At 33.5% G+C, this 23589-nt stretch carries 23 protein-coding genes; 11 read left to right on the top strand and 12 right to left on the bottom strand.

Annotated features, from left to right (window positions below; genetic code table 11):
• Positions 1-890: 890 nt before the first annotated feature.
• The 3 genes from prc to BTA34_RS06300 all read right to left on the bottom strand — a co-directional run bounded on the left by prc (position 891) and on the right by BTA34_RS06300 (position 4259).
• Positions 891-2951 (bottom strand): carboxy terminal-processing peptidase, encoded by a 2061-nt coding sequence (prc, locus tag BTA34_RS06310; protein WP_151434920.1) that lies wholly within the window; start codon positions 2949-2951, stop codon positions 891-893.
• A 19-nt stretch (positions 2952-2970) separates the two neighbouring features.
• Positions 2971-3666 (bottom strand): RNA chaperone ProQ, encoded by a 696-nt coding sequence (proQ, locus tag BTA34_RS06305; RefSeq protein WP_088495805.1) that lies wholly within the window; start codon positions 3664-3666, stop codon positions 2971-2973.
• 95 nt (positions 3667-3761) lie between these two features.
• Positions 3762-4259 (bottom strand): GAF domain-containing protein, encoded by a 498-nt coding sequence (locus BTA34_RS06300; RefSeq protein ID WP_088495806.1) that lies wholly within the window; start codon positions 4257-4259, stop codon positions 3762-3764.
• A 278-nt stretch (positions 4260-4537) separates the two neighbouring features.
• On the opposite strand from BTA34_RS06300, the gene yebS reads away from it, so the two are divergent.
• The 3 genes from yebS to BTA34_RS06285 all read left to right on the top strand — a co-directional run bounded on the left by yebS (position 4538) and on the right by BTA34_RS06285 (position 8504).
• Positions 4538-5794, top strand: a complete 1257-nt coding sequence (gene yebS, locus BTA34_RS06295) for a membrane integrity lipid transport subunit YebS (protein ID WP_151434919.1) — start codon at positions 4538-4540, stop codon at positions 5792-5794.
• The gene (locus BTA34_RS06290; protein ID WP_151434918.1) at positions 5736-8054 is read left to right on the top strand and encodes a PqiB family protein; all 2319 of its coding nucleotides are present in this window, start codon (positions 5736-5738) and stop codon (positions 8052-8054) included. Before yebS ends, BTA34_RS06290 begins: the two co-directional genes overlap by 59 nt.
• 207 nt (positions 8055-8261) lie before the next feature.
• A complete protein-coding gene (locus tag BTA34_RS06285; RefSeq protein ID WP_075673379.1) occupies positions 8262-8504 on the top strand; it encodes a DUF1480 family protein in 243 nt (80 codons plus the stop codon).
• 307 nt (positions 8505-8811) lie between these two features.
• On the opposite strand, the gene BTA34_RS06280 is transcribed toward BTA34_RS06285, so the two are convergent.
• The 4 genes from BTA34_RS06280 to ftnA form a co-directional block, all read right to left on the bottom strand.
• Positions 8812-9156 carry a YebY family protein gene (locus BTA34_RS06280; RefSeq protein ID WP_151434917.1) on the bottom strand — a complete coding sequence of 115 codons (345 nt, stop codon included), beginning with the start codon at positions 9154-9156 and terminating at the stop codon, positions 8812-8814.
• A 47-nt stretch (positions 9157-9203) separates the two neighbouring features.
• Positions 9204-10100 (bottom strand): copper homeostasis membrane protein CopD, encoded by an 897-nt coding sequence (copD, locus tag BTA34_RS06275; RefSeq protein WP_151434916.1) that lies wholly within the window; start codon positions 10098-10100, stop codon positions 9204-9206.
• Complete coding sequence (gene copC, locus BTA34_RS06270; RefSeq protein ID WP_151434915.1) at positions 10100-10492, bottom strand: copper homeostasis periplasmic binding protein CopC; 393 nt, start codon at positions 10490-10492, stop codon at positions 10100-10102. The genes copD and copC overlap by 1 nt, the downstream gene beginning before the upstream one ends.
• Positions 10493-10941: 449 nt before the next feature.
• On the bottom strand, positions 10942-11445 hold the full coding sequence (gene ftnA / locus BTA34_RS06265; RefSeq protein WP_075673382.1) for a non-heme ferritin: 504 nt from the start codon (positions 11443-11445) through the stop codon (positions 10942-10944).
• Positions 11446-12146: 701 nt separating this feature from the next.
• On the opposite strand from ftnA, the gene BTA34_RS06260 reads away from it, so the two are divergent.
• The 5 genes from BTA34_RS06260 (at position 12147) to BTA34_RS06240 (ending at position 17298) form a co-directional block, all read left to right on the top strand.
• On the top strand, positions 12147-12581 hold the full coding sequence (locus tag BTA34_RS06260; protein WP_072062602.1) for a universal stress protein: 435 nt from the start codon (positions 12147-12149) through the stop codon (positions 12579-12581).
• Positions 12582-12896: 315 nt separating this feature from the next.
• Positions 12897-13277, top strand: coding sequence for a DUF2628 domain-containing protein (locus BTA34_RS06255; RefSeq protein WP_023582416.1), 381 nt, complete (start codon positions 12897-12899; stop codon positions 13275-13277).
• A gap of 230 nt (positions 13278-13507) precedes the next feature.
• Positions 13508-14059, top strand: a complete 552-nt coding sequence (locus tag BTA34_RS06250; RefSeq protein WP_151434914.1) for a class IV adenylate cyclase — start codon at positions 13508-13510, stop codon at positions 14057-14059.
• A gap of 338 nt (positions 14060-14397) precedes the next feature.
• Positions 14398-14997 (top strand): NADH:ubiquinone reductase (Na(+)-transporting) subunit E, encoded by a 600-nt coding sequence (gene nqrE / locus BTA34_RS06245; RefSeq protein ID WP_151434913.1) that lies wholly within the window; start codon positions 14398-14400, stop codon positions 14995-14997.
• Between the two features lie 702 nt (positions 14998-15699).
• Entirely contained in the window at positions 15700-17298 is a 1599-nt protein-coding gene (locus BTA34_RS06240; protein ID WP_265576281.1) for a methyl-accepting chemotaxis protein, read from the top strand.
• A gap of 74 nt (positions 17299-17372) precedes the next feature.
• On the opposite strand, the gene BTA34_RS06235 is transcribed toward BTA34_RS06240, so the two are convergent.
• On the bottom strand, positions 17373-18110 hold the full coding sequence (locus BTA34_RS06235) for a phosphatase (RefSeq protein ID WP_151434912.1): 738 nt from the start codon (positions 18108-18110) through the stop codon (positions 17373-17375).
• Positions 18111-18444: 334 nt separating this feature from the next.
• Between BTA34_RS06235 and BTA34_RS06230 the strand changes: the two genes are divergently transcribed.
• Positions 18445-18885: a hypothetical protein gene (locus BTA34_RS06230; protein WP_151434911.1), complete on the top strand. Its 441-nt coding sequence runs from the start codon at positions 18445-18447 to the stop codon at positions 18883-18885.
• Between the two features lie 74 nt (positions 18886-18959).
• Here the strand turns inward: BTA34_RS06230 and BTA34_RS06225 are convergent, their stop codons facing one another.
• The 4 genes from BTA34_RS06225 to BTA34_RS06210 all read right to left on the bottom strand — a co-directional run bounded on the left by BTA34_RS06225 (position 18960) and on the right by BTA34_RS06210 (position 21657).
• Positions 18960-19823 (bottom strand): lipase family alpha/beta hydrolase, encoded by an 864-nt coding sequence (locus BTA34_RS06225; protein WP_151434910.1) that lies wholly within the window; start codon positions 19821-19823, stop codon positions 18960-18962.
• 229 nt (positions 19824-20052) lie between these two features.
• Positions 20053-20397 (bottom strand): antiterminator Q family protein, encoded by a 345-nt coding sequence (locus BTA34_RS06220; protein WP_151434909.1) that lies wholly within the window; start codon positions 20395-20397, stop codon positions 20053-20055.
• Between the two features lie 273 nt (positions 20398-20670).
• Positions 20671-21447, bottom strand: a complete 777-nt coding sequence (map, locus tag BTA34_RS06215; protein ID WP_151434908.1) for a type I methionyl aminopeptidase — start codon at positions 21445-21447, stop codon at positions 20671-20673.
• Positions 21448-21459: 12 nt separating this feature from the next.
• Positions 21460-21657 (bottom strand): ParD-like family protein, encoded by a 198-nt coding sequence (locus tag BTA34_RS06210; RefSeq protein ID WP_036913277.1) that lies wholly within the window; start codon positions 21655-21657, stop codon positions 21460-21462.
• Positions 21658-22019: 362 nt separating this feature from the next.
• Here BTA34_RS06210 and BTA34_RS06205 point away from each other — a divergent pair, with 362 nt between their 5' ends.
• Together BTA34_RS06205 and BTA34_RS06200 are read left to right on the top strand one after the other, a co-directional pair.
• A complete protein-coding gene (locus BTA34_RS06205) occupies positions 22020-22775 on the top strand; it encodes a hypothetical protein (RefSeq protein ID WP_151434907.1) in 756 nt (251 codons plus the stop codon).
• Between the two features lie 234 nt (positions 22776-23009).
• Complete coding sequence (locus BTA34_RS06200) at positions 23010-23549, top strand: AAA family ATPase (RefSeq protein ID WP_151434906.1); 540 nt, start codon at positions 23010-23012, stop codon at positions 23547-23549.
• Positions 23550-23589: the final 40 nt, after the last annotated feature.

The following is a 23589-nucleotide window of genomic DNA, read 5'->3' as shown; positions in this document are numbered from 1 at the left end:
AATATTTGAATTAAGTTATGCTGACTTATATTCAGCAAGTTTAATAAAACACCATTTTTTTATTTAGCTAAAAAATAACCTTTGATTAAATTTATAGTTGCACCATTTTCAAGCAATAGAGTCATTTTTTGGCGTAAAAAATCCAATATGGATATCTCACCATATTTATATTTACTTATTTTTTTGCAATAAAATCCTATAAGCAAATTATAGATTATTTGCCTTTAGTCACTATCTCTTACGTAGAGAACCCTACTCTAAAAATAGATTATTTTAGTTATAATATTTTGCTCTAAAAATACATTTTGAACTCATAGAATAAAGATAACTCATCATTTAGGTAAGATTTTAGCTAACGCGTCAATATCCAAAAATGACGCAAATATTTCATAATGTGTATACTATAGTAATTTTATGTCAACTTTAGAGACCATTGTCACAACATGTTACATTTATTGCAATAGACATGCTATCAAATGAGATCTTAATCACAATAAATAATCCTTTTATCTTTTTATTCCACTTATTAAATAAGAAACTCACCTCTTATCTAAAAATCAACCCAGTATTCGCTCTTATAGCTTACAAAACTTATTCAAGATATATTTCGAATTGAAAATTAAGTTACACAAAGTGAAATTTAAATATCCATTCATTAATAATAATTAATATTACTGGTAACTTAATATAGAGAAGAACTAAAAATATAAAGGGTGGCATCTAAGAAACTATTATTGGTTTTCTTAAAAAGATTTTTGATGAAAAGCCTGATAAACATTGATTGGCAATAGTAATTTTATATCTTGGCTAATATAAATATAAAACCCCCCAGCAATTGGTATCCAACTATTGGGGGGTTACTTTAAGTATCCGTTGTTATAACTGATAACTTAATTTAATAATTTCTTAGGCTTAAGCACTTTTGAGAGATCAACCGCAATTTTAGCAGTTTCATCTAAATAAGGATCTGGTCCCTCATAATCCTTAGGCAAATCATCGAGTGATTTCAACGCAGGCTTACCCTCTAATTTAAAACGCTCATTAATGCGATTTAATTTAATGGCTTCTAGCTCTTTGTTTTCTTTCTCTCTTTCAGCGAAGTTTAAGATAACAAATTTATCTTCACCTTTTGCTTTGGCATCGTTATAACGCTGAATATCAGCAAAGATGTATGAAAACTCTCTGTCATTTGCGATGCGCTTAGTATGCTGCTCAGTTAATGGCGCTAACGCGGCCTTCAGCTTGTCTGAATACTCAGAGAGCTGATAGCTTGCTGGAGAGATACTATCCCAAGGCAATGCGTTATCTTCAAAACTTTCACCCATTTCAGCACTATCAAAGCTTGGTAACAACAAATCAGGTGTTACCCCTTTAAGTTGAGTACTGCCACCATTAATTCGATAGAATTTTTGAATAGTGTATTGCACTGAACCTAAACCAGGCCAATCAGGGCTTAGCATTTGGTCGTAAACACGGGTTAATGGGCGATATTGCTGAACTGTTCCTTTACCGAACGTTTGCTCACCTACAATTAGCGCTCGTCCGTAGTCTTGCATTGCAGCCGCAAAAATTTCAGAGGCAGAAGCACTAAAGCGATTTACGATAACAACTAGTGGTCCTTTATAATACACGACATCATCTTTATCGAAATCTTGTCGTACACGACCATTATTATCTCTGACTTGCACAACGGGGCCACTTGGAATAAATAATCCTGAAAGTGAAATCGCCTCTGTTAATGCACCACCACCATTACCGCGCAAATCAATGACTAAAGATGAAACATTATCTTTCGCCACTTTTTGTAACTGTGTTTTTACGTCATTGGTTAAACCAACATAGAAGCTTGGAATATCCAAAATTGCAACTTTATCACCGTTAATCACTTTTTCAGTTAGCTTAACAGCTCTGTCTTCTAAACGGATTTGCTCTCTGACTAAAGTGATTGTTCTTGGTTTAGCGCCCTTCTCATCAGAAATAACTTCTAATTTTACTTGGCTACCTTTTGGTCCTTTAATCAACGCAACAATATCATCAAGTCGCCAGCCGACAACATCAACCATCGTTTTATTTTGTTGCCCTACAGCAATAATTTTATCGCCTACTTTCAACTCTTTGCTTTTTGCAGCCGGACCACCGGTTACCATAGAGTTGATCATAGGATAGTCATCATCCATCTGTAATACAGCGCCAATGCCTTCTAAGGATAGGCTCATTTCAGAATCAAAGGCTTCGGTATTTCTTGGTGATAAATAACTTGTATGAGGATCAATTTCGCGGGCGAATGCCGACATAATGATTTGGAAAACATCTTCACTTTGGCTTTGCGTTTGACGACGTAACGCAGCTTTATAACGCTTAGTGAGTGTCTCTTTAACTTCGCTATCTGTTTTTTCAGATAGTTTCAGCGTTAACCAATCATATTTTACTTTTTCATCCCAAAGTTTATCTAGCTCAGCTTGAGTTTGCGGCCATGGCGCTTTTGTTCTATCTAACTCAAACTTATCTTGACCAGTTAAATCCATGGGTTTATCTAGGCGGTTTAAGGCGTATTGAAAACGTTCAAAACGTCTTTTTTGCGCTAAATTAAAGAGATCATAAAGGGGCTGAAGCTCCCCTTTTTTCAGATATTCGCCTACTTTGGTTTTTTCTTTATCAAATTGGGCAATATCTGATGCTAGCAACACATTGTGGCTATAATCTAATAAATTAAGATAGCGATTAAAAATCTTTTCAGAAAAGCTCGCATCTAGCGAGAACTGACGGTAGTGAGAGCGTTCAAAACGAGAGGTTACTCGCTCGCTCACGGTAGAATGTTGTGGCTCTTGCTTTAATTCGGGTAACTGATCAATAGTTACCATTGCTGGGGTGGCTGGTTTCTCAGCCATCACAACAGAAGTGCCTGTTAACGTTAATCCGATTGCAAAAGCCACATTTAAAAGTTTGTTCATGCTCTGGTTGGCCTCCGTATCAGAACTTTAAATGTTCCGTGCGTACATTCATTGCCAAACCATTAGGCAATTGTACACGTACACCCTCTTTCGCTATCTCTAGCACTGTCGCGTCCATCACGCTGCTACCAACGTTAACTTTTAGCGATTGACCAACAGTAAGAACTGATGTGTCTTTCACTGGAATTAACTTTTCAGTATTTTGGCGTGGTGGTGCTTTACGAGGTGCTTGAGTCGCTTTTTGAGGACGAGGCTGCCGTTTTTCACCATCTTTAGGTGGCTGACGACGCGTATTATTTGGCTTTTTCGCTGCCGGACGTTTGCTGGTCTCCTTATCACCTTCAGCTTCGCGCTTCTTAGCACGTTGTTCTGCTCTCTGAGCTTGAACGCGCGCCTTAGCTTCTGCTAATTGTGTACGAGCATGTTCAATATGCTCAGCTTCCAGTTCGCCGCAGTCATTACCATTCAAATCGACACGTTTTGCTCCTTCTTTAACTCCATAAAGGTAGCGCCAACTTGAGGTATACAAGCGTAATGCCGAACGTAACTGTGTTTTACTCAGTTGAGTTTCATCTTTTAGATCTTCAACAAGATCTTGAAAAATGCCAACTTTCAAAGGGCGGGCTTCGCCCTCAGCGATAAAACACTTAGGGAAACGTTCAGCTAAAAAAGCGATGATTTCTTTACTACTATTCAACTTAGGTTGATTTTCCATGAAATTTCCTGATTACAACGGTTTTGCCAACCAGCGCAGGCATGAACAAGCGACATTATAATAGTGTTGCCAACAATTTCTATGGCAAACGCCTGTTAACTTACACAAAATTCACAATATTTTGCTGTATGACAAGTTTTTAAATGCTCGCAGAGCACGTCACACAACGCTTTAAGCCCATTTTCATCTTTTTTATCAAAACGATCAAAAATAGGACTATCAATATCGAGAACGCCGATAATTTGTCCATTTACTTCTAAAGGTAGAACAATTTCAGACTGACTTGCACTGTCACAAGCAATATGACCACTAAATTGATGAACGTCACTTACTCTTAAAATTCTGTTTTCGGAGTATGCAGTTCCGCAAACTCCTTTTCCAAAACCTATTCTGACACAAGCAATTTTGCCTTGAAATGGGCCAAGAACTAATGAATCACCATCATTAAGATAAAACCCAACCCAATTTATCGTATCTAACTTCTCGTAAAGAAGCGCGCTGGTATTAGCAAGTGATGCGATAAGATCATTTTCACCAGACAACAAGGCTGACAAATTATCAGTGAGTTCCTGATAAAAAAGCGATTTTGGCATCATTAAATCCTATTTGCGTAACTAAAATAGATAACATATCTCGTAATTTAGCCTATTTTATCTTGAGGTTGAATACTCCATTTTCAAGAATTGGCTAAAAAAACGATAATATTCCCTTAACACCCACAAAAAAATCAGACACTTTGCATTGTAAAATGAAAGGCATAAATATAATAAAAATGCTAACTTGTGAACCATTGAGTATAGGTGCTTTTTTTTAGCTTAATCAAACGATAACTCTTGAGAAAACCAACTTAGGCGAACTAACGAGCAACATAGTGAACAATATCGCAATAAAGGGAAAAAAATCAATACGCTGTCAGGAGTGTGATCACCTCGTGACACTACCTCTTGCATTAAAGCGTGGAGAAGATGCTTATTGCCCACGTTGCCAAGCCAAACTCGCATCTTATCGTTCTTGGTCATTAACTCGTCTACTTATTCTCTCCATTACAATGCTTATTTTGGCATCAATAGCATTTACTCAGCCACTAATTAAAATTCATCTATTAGGCACAATGATAACCGCGAATGTGCTTGACGGTATTCGCATGATGTCAGAGCAAGGCTCTCCTCTTACAGCAACAATGGTAGCCTTTTGTGCTATTGCTGCTCCACTTAGCCTCCCCATCGCTATTTTATATCTCCATTTAGGCTCTCGCTTACGCCTTAATCTTCGCCCAGTCTTATTAATGTTAGGGAAATTAAAAGAATGGGTAATGCTAGATGTCTATTTAATAGGGCTTGGTGTTGCAACAATAAAATTAGGCGATTATGCAACTGTTTATATTGGCAATGGCTTAATTGCTTTTGTTTCTTTAATGATACTCAGCTTATTAATGCTAATTAACATTAATATGGACCAACTTTGGCAACGCTTTTATCCACAAAAAGAAATAGAAAAAAGCCCTGCAACTTGCCATGCCTGTCATTATCATTTTAAAAGAACACCATCAACACACTGCCCTCGTTGTAAATCTTGCTATACCTCAAGACAGCCAATGAGTTTACAAAAAACATGGGCTGCATTAATTTCAGCAATAATTTTACTAATACCTGCAAATCTATTACCTATTTCTATTTTCTATTTAAATGGTCAGCGTAGTGAAGACACTATTTTTTCAGGTGTACTTTCCTTAGTGAATTCAGGTAATACTCCAATTGCAGTTATTGTCTTCATTGCCAGTGTTTTTGTGCCTTTTTTCAAGATTATAATTATGCTGGGCTTATTATTAAGCATTCATTTTAATTCTCGTATTGACCCCCTACTTCGAATGAAACTATACCGTTTTGTCTCTTGGATAGGACGATGGTCAATGCTTGATCTCTTTGTGATTGGGCTAATGATGTCATTGATTAATCGAGATCAATTGATGACTTTCACAATGGGGCCAGCGGCTTTTTATTTTGGTACTGCGGTTATTCTTACTATCCTTGCCGTTGAATGGTTGGATAGTCGTTTACTATGGGATACTTATGCAACAAGAAGAAAACGACGTTCAGGACACACAAGCCCAAATACGCCGCAAGCGTAGAATTTCGACATTTTGGCTACTGCCTGTCATCGCCATTTTTATTGCTAGTTGGTTGCTTTTCCAACATTGGCAAGATAAAGGCGTACAAATCACGATTGATTTTCAATCCGCATCAGGAATTGTCTCTGGCAGAACACCTATTCGCTATCAAGGCGTTGATGTGGGTTTGGTTAAAGATGTCACGTTAAGCGACGACTTACGTCGAGTTATTGTTACAGCCGATATCCGCAAAGATCTCGCCACAACGCTACGCCAAAACACACAGTTTTGGTTAGTTACACCTAAGGCCAGCCTTTCTGGTGTATCTGGGCTAGATGCTTTAGTTGGTGGTAACTATATCAGCATGTTACCGGGTGACGGTGAAAAGCAGTTTAAATTTATTGCTCAGGAAGTTCGTCCTCAAGCTAATATTGATAAAAATCAGCAATTAATAACCTTAACGACAGAAAAACTAGGCTCACTCAATGTTGACTCTCAAGTTTATTATCGCCAAGTTCCTGTTGGTAAGGTGTATAGCTATGCGATTCGCCCTGATAATCAAGGTATTTTTATTGAACTGAGTATTGATAAACAGTACGCCCACTTAATTCGTCAAGATAGCCATTTCTGGAACGTCTCTGGCTTTCAAGGTAGTTTTAATTTAAAAAGTGGTGTATCAGTAAAAATGGAAAGCGTTTCTGCTTTAATCAATGGTGCTATTGCTTTTGATTCCCCAGAAAACAGCCCTCCGGCACAAAAAAACCAGCAATTCGTTTTACAATCAGCAACCTCCGTAGATGCAGGTAAAGCAATATATGGCGAAGATGGATTAATTATTTCACTAACCAGTGAAGAAAGTTGGGGTGTTGATGCAGGGCAACCTATCCTCTTTAGAGGAATTACTGTTGGGCAAATCATTCAGCGTAATATGAGTGATGATGGGGTTATTTTTGATGCAATTATCGCCCCTGAATATAAACATTATATTTATGAAAATAGTAAATTTGTTGCCAATAGCCGGATTAACGTCAATATGGGTCTAAATGGTATTGAAGTTCAAGGCGCGGCACCTCAAGAATGGCTTGAAGGAGGTATTCATCTTATTCAAGGTACTAAAGGAGCACCTAAAGAACAGTATCGCCTTTATCGTAACGACTTTTTTGCCAAAGCCAGTATTAATGGTAATGAATTACCAGTGACACTCACTTTAAAAGCATCAAGCCTTCCTGGGATACAAAAAGGTTCAGTGGTTCTTTATCATCAATTCCAAGTCGGTGAAATTACTGATGTTCGACCTTTAATGGATGAATTTGATATTGATGTTTATATTTCAAAACAATACCGCCATCTGCTCACAGAAAAGAGTGTATTTTGGACTGAAGGGGCAGCTAAAGTATCTGTTAATGGCTCAGGATTAACTGTTGAAGCAACACCATTAAATCGTGCATTAAAAGGCGCAATCAGTTTTGATAATTTCGAAAATATCAATAACAACGTTTCACGTTACAAACTCTATTCATCAGAAACTAGCGCACGAGCTATCGGCGCTCAAATTACGTTAAAAACCTACGACGCAAGCAAACTTTCTGAAGGAATGCCTATTCGTTATTTAGGCATTGATATTGGACAAGTCGAATCATTAATCCTTTCACCTGATAGAAAAGCAGTGACTGTATCTGCTGTTCTCTATCCTGATTATGTCAAAACCTTTGCGAGATCAGGCAGCCGCTTCGCTGTTGTTACTCCCGAATTAACAGCATCAGGATTAGATAACTTAGATTCACTGATACAGCCTTATATCAAAGCAGAACCTGGCAATGGTGGTGTATATCGTCAATTTGAATTACAAACCTCTAATATTACAGATTCACGTTATCTCGATGGATTAAACCTCGTGTTAAATGCCACTGAAGCGGGTTCGGTACAAATTGGCACACCTATTTACTACCGTGGTCTTGAAGTTGGCGCTGTAACAGGTCTTGAACTAGGAAATATGTCTGACAGAGTATTAATTCACATTCGTATTAGTAAAAAATATCAATACCTTGTTCGAAATAATACAGAGTTTTGGCTCTCATCTGGATATAACTTCTCGTTTGGTTTAACTGGTGGCGTTATTCGTAGTGGTACATTCAAACAATTTATACGTGGTGGGATCACTTTCGCAACACCACCTTCCACACCATTACAAACGAAAGCAAAACAGGAACAGAATTTCATTTTAAATGATAAAGAACCCAAAGATTGGGATGAATGGGGAACAGCAATACCTAAACCTTAAAGATTAGGCAATTCTGCTCTATTTTAGATAATTTATTTAAAGCGGATCACAAAAAATGATCCGCTTTTTTTATTTCCAAAAAAAATTTTGGAAATAGATTCCATTTATACTATGCTTAATTTTGTTCGGTCAAAAAGCATTCTGTAAAATAAATGCCACCAACAGAATACAACAAAATACATCATCGCTTAATCTGGAGCTTTATTTATGAAAAAGACAACGTTGAAAATTGCTTGCTATGAAATTGAAGATATTACTTTGAAACACTCTTCTGATAACCAATTAACTTATATTCATATTCCATGTGATTATGACAAAGAATTTTGCATGCAATTAGATGGATGGGATGAAAACACAAGTATTCCAGCCCAATTGAAAGATAAAAATATTCTGCTCTATCGTCATGCTTATGATAAAGATAGCCACCACTGGATTTTAAAAGTGGCATAACGAGATGCTAAAGCGAAATAACATAAAAAAAGCCAGATAAATCATTTATCTGGCTTAGGGAAATGGCTCATTGCGAGCCGTGCGCTAAAAAGTAATTGCTGATTACTGCATAAACAAAGATCGAGGACTAACTCAAACTTTTCTATCTCACAACCTACTGTTAAATATTAGCTAACAATATGTAAAGATCCAGTAAACAACCTAATAGCACACCACTTTCTATTCAAAAAATCTTTATTTTTAATTTTTATTATTTAAATCAATATGATAAAAATAAAAAATCTTATTTATATTATCAATCACTTGATTAATTACTCTCACAGAGCGACTTAATCGCATTCTGTATCACTTCTACTGATTTTTTCTTTTCAGGTACATTAGGATCTGGCAGTAAAATAATATCAATTAACTGTGCTTTTACTTTTCCACTTTCCATTTGTTTCATTGCAATTTCATTAAGTGGATACTGCATCAGTGTTGCTGGATTAATCACAAACCAAGCACCATCAGCACGGCAATTAAGCATCACTTCTTCTCGAGTAAATGGCCAATCGTCACCAAATTGAAGCTTACTGACCGTTGAAATAGGTGCTGCAGAGAATGCCTGAAAAGAAAAAAGCATTAACATTCCCGCAAATAAAAAACGTTTCATGTGGATGTCTCACTTAAGAAATTAGGTTTTTTCGATTATATAACAATCTATACAGGTGAGTTAATCGCAAAGATAGCTACAGCAAAAATAACCATTGTTCCAAGTAATAGCTCAAACCAACTATTTACTAGCAACCATTGAAAGTTATTTTTCTTACGGATATGAGGAACTAAGACATAGCGATTGATTACAGCTAGGACAAGCATTAACACCACTAAGCTAATTTTAAGCCATAACATACTTTGATATTCAGATGATAACTGTACTGCTGGCCATCCTGGAATTAACATAACAGCACTGATAATACCGGTAATAATAACCAATAAAACAGCAATATGACCAAAAAGTGAAAACCGCTTCATTGTACCAATAATAGGTTTGATCATTCCATCCGCAAGCTCTTCTTTATTCCGTAAAAATTGCAAACAAGCGACAAATGGCCATAAACCACCAAACCAATAGGCGGCACTAATAAGATGAATGCTTTGATTAACTTTATAAAATATCGCTTCTGATCCTGTAAACATGGCACCATGACCAATAGATGCATGTAAGATCAACATAATTGAAGCAACAATTAATAAAGAAATATTACGAATATAACGTTGGTGTATAAATAAAACGGCTAATGCAACAGTTGCTAATGCCAATTGCCATTGCCAAACTTGACCAAACGAAGTCCCTAATACCACTTTCCAGATTTCAAATGACCAAGCATCTTCCCATCCATCCCCCATAATACCAGATTGCACAATCATCCATAAATAAGTCGTAATAAAGACAGTGACCGTACTAATGGCTAATGCGGGGCGCAAACGAACTTGGATAAGAGGAATGAACTTATCTTTTGCAAGAATGGCAGCCGAGAAGCTCAGTCCGAACATAAACATGACTGCCACAAAATGGAAAAAACGGCATAAAATATAAACGTCTTCAGGTGTCATTATTTTACACTAAATTGATAAGAACCTTTTGTCTTGTGCCCATCAACAGAAACAACGCTCCAATTAACTAAATAATCACCTTCTGCTAAATCACTTTCTAAAGGCAGTAATAATTTAGTGTTATTAACCGGGTCTAAACTCAGTTTTCCTACGGTAATTTCTTTACCGTCGCTATTCGTGACCTTGATTTTACTAAAGGCTAATTCAATACCTTCAGAGAAATCTAATGTGATAACTTTAGGCGCTTGCGCTTGTTCAATCGCAGCACCTTCAGCAGGTAACTGTGATTTTAAGTGTGCATGAGCTAAGGCTTGTTGACATGACATACCAAGGAATAAAACAGCAATAGCCGATAATTTACCCCAAGATGTTTTAAGTGTATTTAATGACATAATAACCTCTTAAATTACAGGTGATTTTTTATTTATGAAAATATTTTATAGCAAATTTACGTCAAGATCTTCGCTTCTTGATATTAGAAATAAAAGGTTGTGAACTAGCACTCAAAATATATGTTATTTAGACCAGTTTCTGTTTCAAATATCACCCATTTTTACACTTTGAGAAAATATAATACCCATATTGACAGTCTAAACAGTTCAATACATAACCAAATACAACTAAAAGTAAAATAATCACTCAGTATAAATAGTATGGGATAGGTCATTTTTAGGATAAAAAACAGACAATGCAAATAAGGGAAAAAATAAAAGATAAGAATAGCAACAATAGAAAGGGAGGAAATGGCAATATAGCAGAATAAAAAACGCCCTGCTATTCATTCACAGCAGAGCGCAATAATTCATTTATTAACTTAGGCTATCTCAAGCTTTATTAATAATTAGACATGAGCAGATGTTGATAATGTGTTCAGATCTTTATCTAACAAGAATAAAGCTTTTCCACTGTCACCCACCATTGCTAATTTATCAAGGATTGATTTGAATAATTTTTCTTCTTCATGCTGCTCTGCAACATACCATTGTAAGAAGTTAAATGTTGAATAATCCTGAGTTGTCATTGCAACATGTGCTAATTTATTAATCTCAGATGTAATATGTTTTTCATGTTCGTAAGTTTTATCGAACAATTCAGATAATGATGAAAACTCAGCAGGTGGCGCTTCAATCGCACCCAATAAAGGCATTGCACCTGTATCACTTAAGTAATCAAATAAACGGTGCATATGTTCCATTTCTTCACGAGAGTGAGCTTTTAAAAATTTAGCTGCACCATCAAATCCTTTATCGTCGCACCAAGCACTCATTTGCAAATACAGATTTGCCGAATAAAACTCTAAGTTTAGCTGTTCATTCAATTTATTGATCATATCTTGATGTAACATATTTTACGTTCCTTACGATGAAAATTAACATTATGGATATTATGCACAGTTAAAAATAAAAATATAGTTATTTAAGTGTGGTTTTATATATTTTCTTCAATTAATTAGCCGTAATAAAAATAAAAACCAATCTCATTTGTAATATGCTTTTAATACTATTTAAAAGCGAAATAGCACTTATTATCATTAAGGCTAAATATGTATTTAATTATTGTGATTAATTACCTAACACATTGAAAATCATAGATATAAAATTTAACCACTGGCTTTTTTTCTTTAGTTTTAATATTTATTGATTTCTCTTTATAGTCAAGTTAATTAAGATTAACATTAAATGAAAATAATATTTCACTTATTGGAAAATATTCAATAATAAGCTTTTTAATATATTAATAAACATATGAGAAGTAATGTTTACAATATTAGTCATTAGAAAAATGAAATATCTTTCCATTACTTATTATCATTTCTTATTTTTTATGATTTCTATTTGATATTGCTACATATTGGTTTTTTCAGACAGCAGCTTTTTTCATTTTTTTCATATAAAAAAATACATAACTCTCAAAAAATAAAAATAATTTCAATTTTTGTGCAGTTTTTCATTTTGACTGATAAGATTAGTAGGTAACTCATATTTGTATGCACAAAAAATTAATATTAAAGCCCTAATCATAATAAAAGGTTAATTAGGAGCCACTATGACAAAAACAGTGTTAGTACCCGTTGATTTTACAGAGCTTGGTTTGTTGGACAAGGTTGTGTCTCATCTAAAAGCATTGTCTGTCGCTGACAAATTGAATATTCATTTTTTATCAGTCATTCCAAGTTATGAGTCTTTTGTTGGATTTGCATTCGCAGGCCAAGATAGACTAGCAAGTGATAAACAACGTATTGAAATTGCATTATCCACACTAAAAGAAAATTTATCACACATTGATATCCCCAATAGTACAACGCAATTTTACGTGTCTATAGGTAATCCTCGCGATAAAATTTTAGAAACCGCAAAAAAAATCCAAGCAGAGTTGATTGTCATTGGTTCTCGTAATCCTGGTATGAAAACTTATCTTCTAGGTTCTACCGCATCTTCAGTGGTTAGTTACGCAGAATCATCTGTATTAGTCGTACGTTAATTACCCACGCCCTACTTTTATAAGAAATCTGGTATTCGCCATAAACCAGATTTCTTATTCTTTTCACCATAAAATCCATTCAAAATGATATTTTATTTTATCATGTTTACTTTTAAGAGTGGTCATTAAAAATATATTCTGAAGCAATAAGATAATTATTAAAAAATGACTGGAAACACACTCACTTTAATACTTTTTATATAATCACTTACATCGATAATCTCTTAATAAATTTATATTGTTCGTAATGTTAAATTATGTAAAGATACTTTTCTATTAATGCTAAATTTAATCAACAGAGTAAAAGGAATTAAAATGAATAAAGAACTTTCTGAAAAATGGCAAGAGCGTTTTTCATTTTTTGATAAATATGGTTCACCTAAAACACCAGAATTTAAAGCTGCTTATAAAGAACTCTCCTTTGGTAAACGTATTCTTATTGGAATGAATATCTGGGCATTTTTCTTTGGCTTTATTTACTTCCTTATTTTAGGTTTATGGCGCAAAGCATTAACATTATTTGCTATTAATATCGCCATTTTTACTATTATTGGTTTTTTACCTGTAAACAATGGTGTTATCAATGCGGTAGGTATCGCAGTTAACATTTTATGGGCTATAACAGCCAACTATGCATACTACTTAAAAGAAACCAAAAATGATCAAAGTTGGAACCCGTTTGAAGGTGTTCTGTAATAATAAAGGGGGCATTGCCCCTTTTATTTTCCCTTATGTCTTTCTTTTTTAATCACACCATATCCTCTTCGCCTTATTTCATAGTAATTATATTCATTACTCTATTTAAATATTCTTATCTAACTTACTAAAATAGAAAATAATGAAATCACACTAAAAATTCGTTTTTATCTCAGAAGAACACCTTGTTAATGCGCTATAATTCATTAACGCTAAATTGGGGAAAACGTATGTCTGAACACTTTCAAGGTAAATTTGAAGCCGAACTAAAATATCACCTTCAAAATCCAAAGAGTTTTATTCATGAATTAACAAAATCAGGAGCCACATTATTTACACCTGAGAATAAAGAAACAGATTGGTATATGGAACATAATAATACTGGGTTTTCAACTCCAACTATCAGTTTATGTATAAGAAAAATGCTACCCTCAGGAATAAATCTTCTTATCGTTAAAGGTCCTGATTTATCACAATGTGAAGCTGTTCGCATCGAAGATGCAGAAAAAACAGTCTCTATGTTTACGACACTTGGCTACCATTGCATTCTCAATTATACAAAATCAAGAGAAATCTATTTTCTAGATAAGTTTCATATCACAATTGATAAACTAGATAAATTAGGCTCTTTTGCCGAGTTTGCTATCATGACGGACGACCAAAGCAAACTCCCACTCTACACTGATCAATTAAGACATTTAGCCGCAAGATTCGGATTTACAGAAAAAGATCTCGAGAAAAATAACTATAAAACACTTATGTTAAACACCCTCAAATCATAAACAAATTTATTCAGTCTAAACATCTCTATAAAAATAATTAAAAACGTTCTCACCTAAGCACCGATATGCTATCAACAGATATTGGTGTTTTGTCGTTTCTAACTCTTTTTTGCCTTACCGAATAAAAACAAAAAATGAAGCTTTAAATATAAAATTTATTTGAATGCCACATTTATTACATTTATCCCCAAATTTTACTTTTCTTATCTCAAATAAATCTTACTCTTAGTCAAAAAATGTCATTTAGATCTAATTTTAAAGATATTTTTGCGATACCACTTATATTAATGCGCTGTTTTTAATAGAATTAGTAAAAAAATATATTAATAGGAGGGTTTATGCTTGAAAATTACCTTAATATCTTTATTAAGGCGACTTTTGTTGAGAATATGGCATTAAGTTTCTTTTTAGGAATGTGTACTTTTCTTGCTGTTTCTAAAGAAGTAAAAACCTCATTAAAACTAGGTCTTACTGTTACTGTTTTACTTATTATTGCCACACCTATCAATAACTTAATCTATCATTTTATTCTAAAGAAAGACGCGATAGTTGAAGGTATTGATCTTAGCTTTCTTAGATATATCACTTTTATTGGTGTTTTAGCGGCACTTGTTCAAATTTTAGAAATGTTTTTAGATAAATTTATCCCTTCACTTTATCACTCATTAGGGATTTTTTTGCCTTTATTGACTATTCATTGCGCTATCTTTGGTGCCACCATTTTTATGGTTGAACGTGATTACACCTTTACGGAATCAGTGATATATGGTGCAGGATGTGGCATCGGTTGGTTACTTGCGATTATCGCCCTCTCAGGTTTACGTGAAAAAATGAAATATTCAAATATTCCAAAAGGATTGAGAGGATTAGGGATCACATTTATCACAGTAGGGTTAATGTCTCTTGGTTTTATGTCATTCTCTGGTATTTCGCTTTAACTGATTGTTTTTATCTTTAATTTTATGTGACATTTTCATGCATTCTTAGGATCATTATCGGTATGATCTTTACTTATAAGCGGAAGGGTTATAAACCTTCCGTTTATAGAGATTTTGTCTGCTTTCTTATTTTTTCTCTACTACCCTTTTTTTATCATTCTCTTATTTATAACTTTAAGCTCTCTTATTTATTCTATTAAATAAACAAAAATTAATTTAATTTATTGCTGTTTTAATCATTATTACTTTTTTATTTTATAAATAGAAACACTTACAATACTTAAATCTAATTGTTTAAAAACAACCGAGTAAATTACATAAAGTTAATAATAAATCAACAGGTTAACCATCATCTACTAAGATGGTATCTTTTATATCATTTTTATTCTTTATCTTTAACTTTTAATATTTAAGAAAAATTAATTAAAAATCAAAGTGTTATAAAACCAACCAATACATTTAATAAATTTATAAATAAGAACAATAAATAAGCATAAAGAATATTTATAAAATGCCGATACTATTTTTTAGTATTTGAAAAAATCAAAAGGATATATGGCATTAAATCAAAGAGTGACCTAAAAACATATTTTCACTTGTTTTTTGAATTCTTTGTCTATACCAGTTACAGGAAGTAAAAATAGAACTTTAAAATCAATAAATTACACAGTTATATTTTTATGAAAAAGGAAATAACATTACATGTTTAATAACTTCAAACAACGTTATTTGCCAAACGTCTCTTTTAATATGTCGAGTTTAAAAACAACCACTTTAGTTTGGCTTATTACAGGCTCTTTAATCTTACTTCTTGGGCTAGCCTGTGTTTTATTTCTCTCTTCAGTTAATGATTACAAGAGAAACTTGAACACACTAAACAATATCTATCATGAACAGTCGCTCCTAAATAATACTTGGGAAAATCTACTACAAACACGTAATACCTTAAATAGAGCTAGCTCTCGCCACCTATTAATTATTAATAAAATGGCCACCGCCAATACTGACATCTCTTCGCTATTGCAACAAACTAAAGAAAAACTTCAACACGTTGAAAATGGATGGAAAAGTTTCAAGAGTTTTCCTCATAATGTTGAAGATCAAAGTTATATACAACAATTAGAGCAGAAATATACTGAGCTTAATGCAGCACTTATTGAATTTTTAGCCTTTCTAGAACAAGGCAAAACATATGAGTATTTAAATCAACCAACACAAGCCTATCAAGACAATTTTGAGCAAGCCTATACTAACTATCATCAACAGCTAGAAAACTATTACACAGCCTCATTGGGGGAAGGCGAATTACTGTACGATAAAATTATTTATAGCTTAATCGCCATTTCAATATTAATTGTTATTTTTTCTTTCTTAGTTCAAGTTGTACTACGAAAAAACTTTATTTCACCTTTAAACGCTATCATGAAAAATATCGAAGATATTAGTAATGGAGAATTAGCGACCGATGTAACCACAAAAGGTCTATTTGAAATAAACATTCTCACTGCCAATATTCAAAAAATGCGAGATCAGATAAAACAAATCGTCAATAACATCAATCACAGCTCTGGCCTGATTAATTCTGAATTAAATGATATTGCTGTTATGAACAATAATCTTGCTATTCGTGTTGAACAACAATCAGCTGCCGTACTCGAAACCTCAGCAGGAATACGACAATTAAGCGTTACATCAAAACAACATGCAGAAAATACACAAGCATCCTGTGAGCTAGTAACAAAAACAGATACGATGATCCATCAAAGCAATGAAATGCTCGCTAACGTTGTTGAAAATATGCATGAAGTTGTCACGTTCTCTGAACAAATAAACGATATTACCTCTACTATCGATAATATTGCCTTCCAAACAAATCTATTGGCTTTAAATGCTGCCGTAGAAGCAGCAAGAGTAGGTGAACACGGAAAAGGTTTTGCGGTTGTCGCTAAAGAAGTAAGAGAATTATCCATTAGCTGTAATTTGGCATCAAAAGAAATAAAAGTACTTGTCGCCAATTCAAGTAAAAAAATAAATCAGTGTTTTCAATTAGCTGCGGACGCAAACGATAATATGGTAGATATTTCTAAACATACTGAAAATATTAATGAAATGATCCACGATATTTCTATTTCTACAAATGAACAAAGTAATGGTATTGCCCAAATTGAAGATGCAATAAATCAATTAGATCAAACAACACAAGCTAACTCAACAATGACACGAGAATTAGTTAGTTCATTAGATTCATTGCAAACACAATCAGATAGACTAAAACAAGAATTAACTGTTTTTCACCAGTAAGTGTTAAGTCTACCCACAGCATAAAAGCTATCTTAATCTTAGGATAGCTTTCTGCTTACTTATTTAACCCAATATTAAAAATGACTAAATTCAGGGATCTCTTTTTTACCGTGTGATTTTAGAAAATCTAATACCCTTCTTGGGGTTACATTTAATATACGCTCTTGTGGAAAATCTATTTGGGCTAATACTTCTAATACTCGATCAAAATTTCCTAGTGAAGAAGCAATGTGTGAGTCAGAGCCTAATGCTATTAATCCGCCTGCATCACGTACTGCTTTCGCTATTTCTATACAATTTTTCTCACTCCCTACTCTAGAATGAATAAATGATGAGTTATTCATTTCTAAAGCAACGTTGTAAGAGGCTGCTGCTTTTGCAACTTCAGCTATATCTATTGGATATTTCGGATTACCTGGGTGTGTGATCATTTGAACACAGCCACTAGCGATTGTTGCAATTAACGCTTTTGTATTATCAACAAGACCTAATGAACTCATGACTGGCTCATGAAAACCAGCAAGCACAATATCTAATTTCTTGCTCATTTTCTCACTACAATCCGTTTCACCTTTAATATTTTTAATATTCGCTTCTATACCATAAAGAATACCAACACCATCAATAATACGAGGGATCACCGGTAAGTTAGAAAAATGCCATTCATGAGGTGCATCATCCATATCTGGGCCATGATCAGTAATTGCAAATAATTGAATTCCCTGCTTTTTAGCTTGTTGGAAATATTCACTAACTGTACTGTAAGCATGTGTACTAGCAATAGTATGAGCATGTAAATCAACGGGATACATAAATAACTCCTTTCTAAAACACCTTATAAATATTGATAAGATGGTTTTTCTTAACTATAAAAACTAGCGAAAATCAATAATCAATTTCAGTAAAAACACCTAATAACCAACAAGCAATGTACTATCTACTTCACTTTTTCTCACATTAGCAAGAAATGAAGATAAATTTTAATAAATATGCTTTAATCTTTAACATACTATTTAATATCAAATAGATAAATAGAGTTTTACTTTAGTACTATACACAAGAGTACTATACACAAGAATTTTGAAAACACATTATATTGTGCAATTTCATGTTAAACCTAGTTTTCAACTTTATAAAAGGCTATTTATGTTCAACTATCCAGCAGTCGCTCATTTTGATGAAGAAAGTGAAACTTACGAAATCACCTACCGTGATTTTGATAATATACACGCTGTTGCTTATACAGAAGATGATATTGAACTAGAAGCCTCTGATATTTTACATGTAGGTCTTGAGGAATTTATTGCGAGCAAATTGCCTATTCCAGCGCCATCCAAAGCCCAAGCTGGCGATTTTATTGTCTACTTACCTCTTATTAGCTGTTTAAAGATTGCATTACACAATGCGATGCTAGAAACAAAGACAAAAAAATTTGATCTTGCAAGAAAGATGAATTTAACGAGTGCGCAAATAGAGCGTTTACTTGAAATTAATCAAACCTCAAAAGTAGATAGTCTAGAGCAAGCACTTTATTTATTAGGCTATGCTATTTCTGTCAGCGTTAATAAAGATATTAACCAACAATAATTAAAAACAAAAATGGCTCTAAATTGATTAGAGCCATTTGTACTAGATTATTTCACAACAAGTGTGCAAGATAATTAAAGCTTTTTACTTGCTAAGAAATTCGCATGGTTTGTATAAATAGCAACGATATCTTCACCTCGCCCTACTAACCCTGCAACCTGATTGACCATATCCAGATGATCTTGCGCATAATTATCTTTAATTAGTTTACCTAACCGCATACTTGTGCGACCTACCAAGCCATCATTTTCACGTTCAGCAAAGAATGCACTTAATACACGCATTGAAGCATGAGTAGGATCGAGTAAATTGCCTTTTTCACCCGCAATCAAACCTTGGATATAGCTACCAAATGAATAGTAGTGAACACCATTTACGATTTCTTTACCTTCTCCACCACGAACAGCAGGTAGCCCTTGTGGGTACTTTTTATTAAATTCAGTTACATTTTCAGTTGTTAACGCTTCTAATGCTGCGACAGCATCTTGTGAATTGCCGCGATTGCCTGAAAATGTAGAAATAATAGTACCAATAGCTTTCATTACGGCATCAGCAATATATTCTGGCACACTATCCTTGCGCACAATACGTCGTACTAAATCAGCAATCTCTGAACCATGGTTTACACCATTAACAGAGGTAACAGAAGCAATTTTCTTCGCATGTTTTGCTGCAACATAACGGCAAGCTAATGGACCTTGGCTATGACCGATTAAATTTACTTTTTTTGCTTTCGTTTCTTTGAGAACTTTTTGCACAAATTCCCAAAGTTGTTCACCACGAACTTCGTTAGAGTTAAATGCAGAAAGAGATGCGGTGAAAACTTTATGACCATCCTTTTCTAAGGCATCCGCGATACCATAAAAATAAGGATAACCGACGATATCATCAAAACCAGATAAACCGTGAACTAAAACAATTGGGTATATTGTTGACATATTTTCCACTCCTTGGGTTTAAATTTATTTAATTTGCTAAACATCATATTAGCAATACTTAAAACAATATTTAGAATACAAAATTTAAAATACCATCTTTGATGTGCAAAGATCATAGTAAAGGTTGTATCTTTACACCTTAATTGTTCTAAGTGTTATTAGCTTAATCTCTATTTTACGATCGTAAAGAATTATTTTAATCAATTTAAACTAATTTAAATTTATAGTCTTAATTAGAGCCTGAGAAAATCAGCATACCTTCAATCATACCTTCTGCTTTTTTCAGTTTTTTTCCAATATATGTATCCGAACATTGATCATATTTTGCAAGCTGAATAAATGTTTTACCAAAAACATAATAATTAATAAGTAACTGATAATCCTCTTTATTATGCACCATCAATCTTTTCATTAAGTCATTGATAATATTAGCATCATGATGAGTACATTTTTTTCTTAACTTTATCCGTTCTGGAATAAATTCTTTTTTATTTTTATTAAACAGGTTGATAGCATCTTGATCATTGGCGACCCATGATCCCCATTCTTCTAAAATTTTTGAAATATTTTTCATATTAATATCCTTATTTTTCCATAGCGTAATGATCGCATCCTACAATCATTTAATGATAATTTATTAATACTTAATGAATGTTGATATCAATATAGTGTACAACGTGTAATTTACAACTCAGATTTATAAAGATATTAAATTTTAAACTTAATTTATTGATAGAAATGAAAAATAAAGGAGAGAAAAATAGCCACTTTATTTAAAAATTAAATATTTTTTAAATTATAAAAAATATTTTCTCTTAAAATGGCTATAAATATAAAAGAGTAGCAATTATGGTAATACTTCTTCTGGACGTAAAGTGAGTACTTCATATCCTGTTGCAGTTACTAAAATAGTATGTTCTGATTGAGCGGATAACTTTTTATCTCTTGTCACAACCGTCCAACCATCTTTTTTGGTTTTTATTTTAGCGCCGCCTTGATTTATCATTGGCTCGATCGTAAAAGTCATGCCTTCTTTTAATTCAACACCCTGTCCTTTAATACCATAATGTAGTACCTGTGGCGCTTCATGCATTTCTCTTCCTATTCCATGCCCACAGTATTCTCTCACAACACTATATCCATGACTTTGTGCAAAGCTTTGAATAGCATGACCAATATCGCCTAATGTCGCACCCGGTTTAACTTCTTTAATACCTTCCCACATTGCTTGATAAGTTGTTTTTGCTAATTTACGCGCAATAGGAGATGCTTCTGGCATAATATACATTTTACTAGAGTCAGCAATAAACCCATTTTTTTCTAGTGTAATGTCAACATTAATAATATCTTTGCTTTTAAGGCGCTCATCTGCTTTTGGTACGCCATGACAAACAACTTCATTGATAGATGTATTTAGCACATACTCATAACCATATTGGCCTTTGCTTGCTGGTCTTGATTGAAGTTCATTGACAATAAAATCATCAACTTTATCGTTAATTTCTAGCGTAGAAACACCTGGTACAATAAAATCATCAAGCATTGTAAAAACTTTCGCCAATAAACGCCCTGACTCACGCATTAATTCAATTTCATCGGCCGTTTTAATCGTTATTTTATCCACTATTCTTTCCTCTTATTCTACTTCTTGCTTAATGGCTTCTTTTTCCAGCATTTCATTAATAATCATTGGAAACGTTTTATCTGGGTTTAATTCTGCTTGAATGCCGATTTTTATCCAAAACTCTGCCTGAGCATTAACAGAGCGTGACATCACATTACTTGCTTTTCGCAAATACTCATGTAATTCATCAGAAATTTTTACAATACCCACGCCAATCCTTATATACATATCATAATAAAACATATACGTTCTATAATAGAATCAAACGTTTCTTCTTTCAATTGCTATTCGATAGTGCTATAGGCATAAAATGCCTAAATAAGAAAATAAGGAGAAATAAGAGTAAATTAAACTCACAATAAGAAGGTGATATTTTTACTTTTCACATACTTCATTACCTCCACCCATAAACTTATAATATTTGGCTTCAAACTATCCTAAATTACGGCTATTTACCTTTGAATACGACTATCCTAAGAATTAGCTGAAAGACAAATCAGAAAGCAAACGCTAATTTAGTATTAATAAAGTTTAGAAATGAGCTTCGTATAAATACTAAGGAAAGCAAGAATATGAATCTATTCAAAAAAATTGGATCACTTTCACTATTAAGTGGTTTTTTAATACTAATCTCTGGTTGTACAACAATTGAGAGAAATTATCCCACTAGTTTAAGTGTGACTAATGAGCAAACTGAAAATAAAGCCCTTTCGACAAAATGGGGAGAAAGTTTATCTTCTGTCACTGAAAGTGTTGAAGCGTATCGATTATCACAAACACCTTCACAAACAACATCTATATTTTATCAAAGTGGAGTGCCTTCCAATTCTTATTCAAAAGTTGCGCGCATTAGTGAAAGCCCAGTGCAACTATCAATCTTAACTGAAAATAGAAATATAATGCCATTATACCACACACAAAATAATCAATATTTACTGTATGGAAAACAGAATGATCGCTATATTATTTTCTTACATAACACTAGTCATAAAATAATATATGAAGCCGTTATTACTGTGGATGGCTTAGATGTCATTAGTGGAACAGCAGGTTCTTATCAAAATAGAGGTTATTTATTAAGACCTGGAGATACTTTATTTGTAGAAGGCTTTAGAAAAAATCAGCAACAAGTTGCAGCGTTTCGTTTTGGCGCACCAGAGGAAGGATATGTAAATTATAGCGCTCAAGGTGATAAAAGAAATACGGGTGTAATTGGTGTTGCACTTTTTGAATCAGAAGAAGGCATACAAAAAACAATGAAAAAATGTACTTATTTGCCTAACCCTTTCCCAAATAGTAGCTATGCACCAGAGCCTTGTATTCCTTGATATTTACCCATTCAGCTTTTCTTCTAAAAATAGCGTAAATTATTACGCTATTTTTTTTGAACTTCTGGGTAATAAAGCTACTTAAGATTTATATTAGCATTTAATTCTAGTATACTTTTTTTAGTTCGATTTCTTAACTATATTCAATCTCTAACAACTCTAGTATTAACGCCCCCTACATATCATCCCCAGTCTCTTTTCCTTTATTAATTATATAAACTTATAGGAGTCATCATGCCTGAAAGATCACATCGTATTATATTAACTGGAGGTCCCGGCTCTGGTAAAACAACACTAATAAATGAACTTAAAAATAGGGGTTATCCCTGCTCTTTAGAAGCAGGAAGAGCTATTATTCAAGACCAAAATATTATTGAAGGGAATGCATTACCGTGGGTAGATCCTAACGCTTTCGCACAAGCAATGCTAATTTGGGAGTTACGGTCATGGCATGAAGCAAGCAACAATAAAATGCCTTATTTCTATGATAGGGGGCTCCCTGATATTGCAGGATATTTACTACTATGTGGTTTAGCTATTCCCAAACACCTTGATAAGGCAATTACCTTATTTCGTTATTCTGCAAATGTGTTTATAGCACCACCATGGGCCGAGATTTATATTCAAGATCAAGAAAGAAAACAAACAGAAAAAGAAGCTGAAGAAACTTATTTAGCTATGATAGCGGTTTATAAAAAATATAATTATAACTTAACAGAACTACCCAAAATAGGAATAACAGATAGAGTTAATTTTATTATTAATAAAATCTAAAAAACTATTATCAGCCAGTAGTAATTACTGGCATAGATAA

Source organism: Proteus sp. CD3 (assembly GCF_008808075.1).
GTDB lineage: Bacteria > Pseudomonadota > Gammaproteobacteria > Enterobacterales > Enterobacteriaceae > Proteus > Proteus appendicitidis.
Note: the sequence above shows the minus strand (reverse complement) of the source record. Positions and strands in the feature narration are given on the sequence as shown.

Bases quoted from the DNA above. Each gene is read 5' to 3' on its own strand.
- BTA34_RS06220 (WP_151434909.1), bottom strand. From the start codon at position 20,397: ATGAAAAATATTTCAAAAATTTTAGAAGAATGGGGATCATGGGTCGCC.
- BTA34_RS06300 (WP_088495806.1), bottom strand. From the start codon at position 4,259: ATGCCAAAATCGCTTTTTTATCAGGAACTCACTGATAATTTGTCAGCC.
- BTA34_RS06235 (WP_151434912.1), bottom strand. From the start codon at position 18,110: ATGTATCCCGTTGATTTACATGCTCATACTATTGCTAGTACACATGCT.
- proQ (WP_088495805.1), bottom strand. From the start codon at position 3,666: ATGGAAAATCAACCTAAGTTGAATAGTAGTAAAGAAATCATCGCTTTT.
- prc (WP_151434920.1), bottom strand. From the start codon at position 2,951: ATGAACAAACTTTTAAATGTGGCTTTTGCAATCGGATTAACGTTAACA.
- BTA34_RS06280 (WP_151434917.1), bottom strand. From the start codon at position 9,156: ATGAAACGTTTTTTATTTGCGGGAATGTTAATGCTTTTTTCTTTTCAG.
- BTA34_RS06255 (WP_023582416.1), top strand. From the start codon at position 12,897: ATGAATAAAGAACTTTCTGAAAAATGGCAAGAGCGTTTTTCATTTTTT.
- copC (WP_151434915.1), bottom strand. From the start codon at position 10,492: ATGTCATTAAATACACTTAAAACATCTTGGGGTAAATTATCGGCTATT.
- BTA34_RS06200 (WP_151434906.1), top strand. From the start codon at position 23,010: ATGCCTGAAAGATCACATCGTATTATATTAACTGGAGGTCCCGGCTCT.
- BTA34_RS06205 (WP_151434907.1), top strand. From the start codon at position 22,020: ATGAATCTATTCAAAAAAATTGGATCACTTTCACTATTAAGTGGTTTT.
- BTA34_RS06225 (WP_151434910.1), bottom strand. From the start codon at position 19,823: ATGTCAACAATATACCCAATTGTTTTAGTTCACGGTTTATCTGGTTTT.
- copD (WP_151434916.1), bottom strand. From the start codon at position 10,100: ATGACACCTGAAGACGTTTATATTTTATGCCGTTTTTTCCATTTTGTG.
- BTA34_RS06290 (WP_151434918.1), top strand. From the start codon at position 5,736: ATGCAACAAGAAGAAAACGACGTTCAGGACACACAAGCCCAAATACGC.
- BTA34_RS06285 (WP_075673379.1), top strand. From the start codon at position 8,262: ATGAAAAAGACAACGTTGAAAATTGCTTGCTATGAAATTGAAGATATT.
- BTA34_RS06230 (WP_151434911.1), top strand. From the start codon at position 18,445: ATGTTCAACTATCCAGCAGTCGCTCATTTTGATGAAGAAAGTGAAACT.
- BTA34_RS06250 (WP_151434914.1), top strand. From the start codon at position 13,508: ATGTCTGAACACTTTCAAGGTAAATTTGAAGCCGAACTAAAATATCAC.
- BTA34_RS06240 (WP_265576281.1), top strand. From the start codon at position 15,700: ATGTTTAATAACTTCAAACAACGTTATTTGCCAAACGTCTCTTTTAAT.
- ftnA (WP_075673382.1), bottom strand. From the start codon at position 11,445: ATGTTACATCAAGATATGATCAATAAATTGAATGAACAGCTAAACTTA.
- BTA34_RS06260 (WP_072062602.1), top strand. From the start codon at position 12,147: ATGACAAAAACAGTGTTAGTACCCGTTGATTTTACAGAGCTTGGTTTG.
- nqrE (WP_151434913.1), top strand. From the start codon at position 14,398: ATGCTTGAAAATTACCTTAATATCTTTATTAAGGCGACTTTTGTTGAG.